Source organism: Deltaproteobacteria bacterium, from assembly GCA_019309045.1.
GTDB lineage: Bacteria > Desulfobacterota > Syntrophobacteria > BM002 > BM002 > JAFDGZ01.
On record JAFDGZ010000130.1, the window covers coordinates 1 to 5,826 of the forward strand.

Annotated in this window: 8 protein-coding genes and 1 pseudogene; all 9 read right to left on the reverse strand. The window is 54.4% G+C overall.

The window, feature by feature from the left end; all coding sequences use genetic code 11:
- Positions 1–143, reverse strand: a 143-nt coding sequence (locus tag JRI89_16300; GenBank protein MBW2072796.1) for a flavodoxin domain-containing protein, incomplete at its 3' end; no start/stop codon positions are given.
- A 182-nt stretch (positions 144–325) separates the two neighbouring features.
- Positions 326–842: pseudogene (locus JRI89_16305) on the reverse strand (flavodoxin family protein).
- A 96-nt stretch (positions 843–938) separates the two neighbouring features.
- Positions 939–1,100, reverse strand: a complete 162-nt coding sequence (locus JRI89_16310; protein MBW2072797.1) for a hypothetical protein — start codon at positions 1,098–1,100, stop codon at positions 939–941.
- A 100-nt stretch (positions 1,101–1,200) separates the two neighbouring features.
- Positions 1,201–1,395 (reverse strand): hypothetical protein, encoded by a 195-nt coding sequence (locus JRI89_16315; protein ID MBW2072798.1) that lies wholly within the window; start codon positions 1,393–1,395, stop codon positions 1,201–1,203.
- Positions 1,396–1,492: 97 nt separating this feature from the next.
- Entirely contained in the window at positions 1,493–1,987 is a 495-nt protein-coding gene (locus JRI89_16320) for a ferritin family protein (GenBank protein ID MBW2072799.1), read from the reverse strand.
- Positions 1,988–2,164: 177 nt separating this feature from the next.
- On the reverse strand, positions 2,165–2,539 hold the full coding sequence (locus JRI89_16325) for a desulfoferrodoxin (protein MBW2072800.1): 375 nt from the start codon (positions 2,537–2,539) through the stop codon (positions 2,165–2,167).
- Positions 2,540–2,775: 236 nt separating this feature from the next.
- Complete coding sequence (locus JRI89_16330; protein ID MBW2072801.1) at positions 2,776–4,272, reverse strand: hydroxylamine oxidase; 1,497 nt, start codon at positions 4,270–4,272, stop codon at positions 2,776–2,778.
- A gap of 67 nt (positions 4,273–4,339) precedes the next feature.
- Positions 4,340–4,855: a thiol peroxidase gene (gene tpx, locus JRI89_16335; protein ID MBW2072802.1), complete on the reverse strand. Its 516-nt coding sequence runs from the start codon at positions 4,853–4,855 to the stop codon at positions 4,340–4,342.
- 260 nt (positions 4,856–5,115) lie between these two features.
- Positions 5,116–5,826, reverse strand: a 711-nt coding sequence (locus JRI89_16340; protein MBW2072803.1) for an integron integrase, incomplete at its 5' end; no start/stop codon positions are given.

Here is a 5,826-nt window from a genome sequence, read left to right on the forward strand (position 1 = left end):
CGCAGGGCCTCTTCATCCTTTATGTCTCGCACATTGACTACATCCGCTTCGCAGCCGGCCATGCGAATGCCTTCTGCAATCAGTTCAGCAATCTTTTTCGTCTGATTCGTCCTGCTAGCATAAACAACCAACGCTTTTGGCATAGTTTCCCCGGCCTCCTTTCATGTTGTTGAACGCCGCAGCCTCCTGAGTCTGTCCTCAAGGTCTGCGTGGCATTCCAGCCTGCAGCTCTCCCCAACGCTTCTGCACCATGTGCCACCCGGGTTGGCGGCAGCTCCTTGGCAAGGATCCTTGGCGAAACAGGGCTGCCTCGTGCAATGCCTGCTTATCCCTGCATCTTTTCCACAGCCTCCTTGCCAAGCTGAAACGCTTTTATCGTTGTTTCTGGATGCTCGAGAATTTCACCTTTGGCCTCTACCTTGCTGATGAGGAGTCCTTGTTCGTAGGTCATATCCAGAGCATCGAAAAAGTACTTGGCCGTGAGCACGGCTTTTCAGTTTGTCAGCAGGCTTCTCTAGACGCCTCCTGTTCCAGAGCGCCTGCACCCGGTCGATCAATAATTTCACCTGCGCCGTGACGCCGTAGAAAAAGATAGGTGAAGCAAGAAAAATCACCTCGGCCTCCACAAGGAGCGGGTAGACCTCAGTCATTTCATCCTGGACCACGCACTCGCCCGTCTCATCGCAGCCGCCGCACTCCAGACAGCCGCTGATCTTCAACTTGCGCGCATAAATCCTCTTTATGTCCGCCCCAGCTTCAGCAGCTCCAGCAAGAGCCTGATCCAACAGAATGTCGGTATTGCCTCCCTTTCGCGGGCTCCCATAGATCCCCAGTACTTTGATTTTCACAATTGCAGACCTCGCTCTATCCTCAGACGCAGTGTCCCGGGGCTTCCGTTCCACAGCTGCCAGCGGTTGTCAATCCAGCAAACAAACCACTCAGGAACCCAGGCGCGGATCACTGCCCGTATCTCCACAGTCCGGGATGTAACAGGTAACATTGAGAAATTCACAGGTCTCGTTACAGCCGGGGCACTTCTCCGGCGGCGTCTCAGCTTCCAGAGTATATCCGCATTTACTGCATTTCCAGGAATTTTTCATGATTAGACCTCCTTTGCCTTGTCTGGGCGCAGGTGAGCGCCCTTATTATCGAGTTCACTTCTGCCATTGAGAATGCTGGGTATTTTCAAGGATGATTATCTTATTCATAAGCTAGCACCCGGATAAGCCCAATGGTCGCACCCTGATCATCTGTGGTGCAGGTATCGCTTACCCAGATAACCTTGTCTATATTGCTTTCTTTTATGAACTGATTGACCCGCTCATCCAGCTCCTCCAGCTCACTCATGGCCCTGAATATTTCCAGAGTGGTAGTGAATGTCTTCACTCTTGCCATTTCTACACCATCCCCTCGCAGCCTTGGTACCGCAATATTATCCTTTCCCTGTGCCAGCAAAAGGCGTCCTGTCAGTCATGCGGCTTCCATACAGGCTTCAGCGAGCAAGCGCCCTCATCTGCTTGTTCAAGAAGCCTATGTGCTTCATCTCTTCTCTGATGATTTCCTCAACCTTGTTCTTGACCGAGACATCAGCGGTAAACTCCTGCAGACCCAGGTAGAAAACAATGGAGTCCTTTTCCCGCTGCAAGGCTTGCTCGAGGATCTCTTGCACTGTTTCCTCACCGCCAGGTATGGCAGCCTCATCCTGGCGCACGTTAAATACGTGCCCATCTGCCATTGCCCTCAGGTAGGAGGCAGTCTCATCCTCGGGATCGAATACAGTCTGCTGCTTCTCAGTTTCGCCAAGCCTCGCCCGCATGGCAGCAAACAATTTCTCGTGCCCCTCTTCCCAGGCGGCCAACTCTGACATGAGCTGGCTCACGGCAGCATCGTCGATAACCTCAGCAGCCCGGCGGTAAAACCTGACGCCATTTCGTTCGATCTGTTCAGCCATCCTGAAAATTTCTTCGGCATTAAACTCAAAAGCCATTGCCATCCCCCTGCGTGCCATGTGCACAAAAGATTACCCGGAACCAGAATGGCCAGTAAATAGGACTCTGGTGAGTGTCAACAAACTTCACCTCGCCATCTCCAGCAGCAGCAAAATGCGGGTGGGCTGGATTCCCACCCGCACCACCTGTTGTTGGTTGTCTGCAGGCCCTTGATTCTAGGCTTTCCACAAGCCGTGAAGATTGCAGTATTCCCGGGCCACCACCTGATCAGCGTCTACGCAGAAGGTGGCCTCCGGCGCTTCACCAGGTTTGAGAAACTGGCGGTAAGTCTTGCCGCCGGCAATTACCTCTACCCATTCGATGTAATGCTTCTCTTCCATGGGATGCGCCACACTGCCCACTGTCACTTTGAAACCGTCCGCAGTTTTCTCCACCACGGGCACATGTTTTTCCCTGGCAGCATCAACGGTGTTCTCTACAAAAAGCTTCATGGGCTGGCCGCAGCAGACCAACTCACCTTCACCGCCGTGCAGCACTTCCACGATGTTGCCGCAAGCTTCACACTTGTACACTTCCAACTGCTTTGCCATTCCTGTACCTCCTTGTTGGTGACTGTTGAAATTCTAAGAGTGAATTTCGCCCTCGCTTCCAGCGAACCGCTCGTAAAGGTCAAAACCCCAACCTGGCAGTAACTATCAGCCAAGCCGCTCAGTTCACCACCCTATGGACAGAGCCAGTGGTCACACCCCCCAGGGCGGTTGCCACTGCAAATGCCGCAGCATTTGTTATCGGCTTCATTGCCTGGCAACAAATGCACATCTGTTGTTTACTTCTTCCTGGTTTTCTGCACCTTCCTGCTGTGCAATCTGAGCCAATCATCCATTTCCATTATGGTCTTGCTCATGTACCACCTGCCATTGGCGAATGCCCCGTAGTCAGTACCGAGCATGGCCGAAGAGAATCTGACAGTGTTGGCAAAAAAGAGCCACTGTTCCGCCCACTTCCGTTCTATTGCTTCATTGAAGATGCTGTCCTTCTGCTCAGGCCCTCTGGCCAGGCCTGCGGCCCAGGCCTTCTGCATCAGCCTGGTGGCAGTAAGCGTCATGGCATTGGTGGTCTCTATAGTGTTTTCGAACCTCTGCCAGTGGCCCACCACCCAGCTCTGGCTGTGGCAGCCCAGACAGATTGCCTGCATGGCCGCCGTGCGCTTCTGCTGTTCTTTACCGTCGATCAGGTAGCTGGCTGCCGCTTTGCCGTTGAGATCCGTGGGCAGGGGTTGACCAGCAGAGTTTCTGATTATGGATGTGTCAGCAGATTTGGGATAGGCGTGCGCGTAGATCAACCCAAAGATCCTCCAGGAGAGTCGGTCACTCATCTGGTGACTTCTCTCTGCCAGCACGCCTCCCTCTTCCGTGGCCACGAGGCTCACATGGCAGGCAGCGCAGGTAGGCGCTGTAAAATCCCTGCCCACTGTCCAGGGCACCGCCGCAAAATCCCACTTGCCGCCCAGGGAGTTATAGACATTGCCGTGTTTGCTCACCTTGTAGACCTTGTAGGCGGGAACATCAGGCCCACTGTGGCACTGGGCGCAGGTGTGAGGTTTTCTGGCCATCTCAATGGAGAACCTGTGCATGGTGTGGCAGCTGGCGCAGGAGCCCACAGTGCCGTCCGGATTCAGCCGCCCCACTCCCTCGTTGGGCCAGCCCGAAAGCACGGGAAAATCCATCTCCCCCATCTCTGTGTCACGGCTCTGCATACCCTCGAGCTCGATTCTAGTGCCGTGGCAGGAATAACAGGAGTCAGCATCAGTGAGTTCATTTTGCGGCTGCAGGGTCAGGACATCTCCTGACATTGACTGCACCCCGTTTATGCTCGTAGTCAGGTCGCGGTAGAGGGTGTTATTCTTCAGGTTGCCGTAGGCCTGCGACATGATGTTTTCTTTGTACTGCCCGGCCTCTACAGGATGACAGGTGGCACAGTCACCGGGAGTCACCAGGACATGCACCTGATAGCCATTGTGCTCGAACACGTCACGGTGTTTGGCCGCATTCAAGGTGTGGCACTCGGCGCAGCCCACCGTGGTTTTCAGCAGCTGCTTCGGTACGCCGGCCGCTGAAACTCTTCTCTCTAGAGCAGGCTTCTGCAAAGCCTGCGCAGGGCTCACCTGGGCATGCCGGCTCATCTGCCACGCCTTGACCATGCCAGGGGCTATGCTCTGGTGGCACTCCAGACACTCGGCTGTGGCGTCACTCATTTCTGCTGCCTCTGCCCCCCAGGGAAGCAGCAGACACAGCCCCATCACTGCCAGCACAATCCTTGTCATGCGGAATTCACCTCACCCTCGTCTCCCAAAAGCCGGCAATACAGACCTCGCTCTCAGAGGCGGTTCCTCAGATTGCTGCTCTAGCCGCCTGGAGGGCAGCATCATAGTCCGGCTCCTCGGCTATCTCCTTCACCAGCTGCACATAGGTGACTTTACCCTGTTTGTCCACCACCAGCACTGCCCGGGCCAGCAGCCTGAGCTCCTTTATCAGCAGGCCATAGGCCGTGCCAAAAGATGCCTCTCTATGGTCCGACAGGGTCTGCACCCTGTCAACACCGGCAGCACCGCACCACCTTTTCTGGGCAAAGGGCAGATCCATGCTCACGGTCAGTATGGCCACCTCATCTGACAGGCTGGCAGCCTCATTGTTGAACCGTCTGGTTTCCATGTCGCATACAGGGGTGTCAAGCGAGGGCACCGAGCAGATGATGCAGACCTTGCCGCGATAGCTGGAAAACTGCACCGGCTTGAGGTCATTGTCGAGCACCACAAAATCAGGGGCCTGGTCACCAACTTTTATCTCATTTCCCACCAGTGTCAGGGGATTTCCGCGCATGGTGATTATTCCTGGACGCTCTGTCATTTTTTCCATCCTTTCGGGTTCCTGGGTGGATATCAACTTGGGTTTGATTTGCGCTTTAGATCTTCTGTTTTTCGTGGTGACACAAAAATTACTCTAAGGACGGCTCAACCAAAATGCAACCTGATATGTCATTTTATTCGACGGAAATGGCATGGTCAAGCTTCTGCGTCGAGAGACTGAGGTGGGATTGCAGCTTAAAAGGTACTTGTCAGGTAGATCTCCTCAAAGCTTCTAGAATCGGAGGGAGTTGTGCAGAGTAATCAGTAGCTTTCCAAGTCGTCCAGGGGGCTTGCCACCCCAAAGCCTCCTTGCTGCAAGACGTGCGTGTAGATCATTGTGGCCGACAGGTCCTTGTGCCCCAACAAAGCTTGAATCGTCCGGATATCCGTACCTCTCTCCAGCAAATGAGTGGCAAAACTATGGCGGAATGTATGGGCACTTATCTTTTTCTTTAATCCCAGTGTCCTGGCAGCAACCTTGATGGCCTTGTTCACTACACTGGGGTCCACATGATGTCTCCGGACCTTGCCGCTTCTGGGATCCGTGGAAAGCCGGCGGGAAGGAAACACATATTGCCAACCCCATTCCTTGGCCGCCTTTGGATATTTGCGGGCGAGAGCATAGGGAAGAAAAACCTCACCATACCCTGCGGCCAGGTCCTGTTCGTGAAGGATCCTCACCTTGGCCAGGTGGTTGTTGAGCAAGGGGGTAATCGTTTCGGGAAAGGTGGTTACTCTGTCCTTTGCGCCTTTGCCGGAACGAACCGTAATCTGCCTCATGTCGTAGTCAATATCCTTTACCCTGAGCCTGACTGCCTCTGTGATTCGAAGACCGCTGCCATAGAGCAGTTTGACGATCAGTTGGGGCGGGCCCGCGAGAAGATGGATCAGCTGGCGTACTTCCTCGCGGCTCAGCACAACCGGGATGTGTATCTTCTTTGTGGCCCTGACCGCATCTATCCTCCTTTCCAG

What these genes read in the sequence shown, in the direction of transcription:
- JRI89_16310 (MBW2072797.1), bottom strand. Translation starts at nt 1,100, where the DNA reads ATGAAAAATTCCTGGAAATGCAGTAAATGCGGATATACTCTGGAAGCT.
- JRI89_16315 (MBW2072798.1), bottom strand. Translation starts at nt 1,395, where the DNA reads ATGGCAAGAGTGAAGACATTCACTACCACTCTGGAAATATTCAGGGCC.
- JRI89_16320 (MBW2072799.1), bottom strand. Translation starts at nt 1,987, where the DNA reads ATGGCTTTTGAGTTTAATGCCGAAGAAATTTTCAGGATGGCTGAACAG.
- JRI89_16325 (MBW2072800.1), bottom strand. Translation starts at nt 2,539, where the DNA reads ATGGCAAAGCAGTTGGAAGTGTACAAGTGTGAAGCTTGCGGCAACATC.
- JRI89_16330 (MBW2072801.1), bottom strand. Translation starts at nt 4,272, where the DNA reads ATGACAAGGATTGTGCTGGCAGTGATGGGGCTGTGTCTGCTGCTTCCC.
- tpx (MBW2072802.1), bottom strand. Translation starts at nt 4,855, where the DNA reads ATGACAGAGCGTCCAGGAATAATCACCATGCGCGGAAATCCCCTGACA.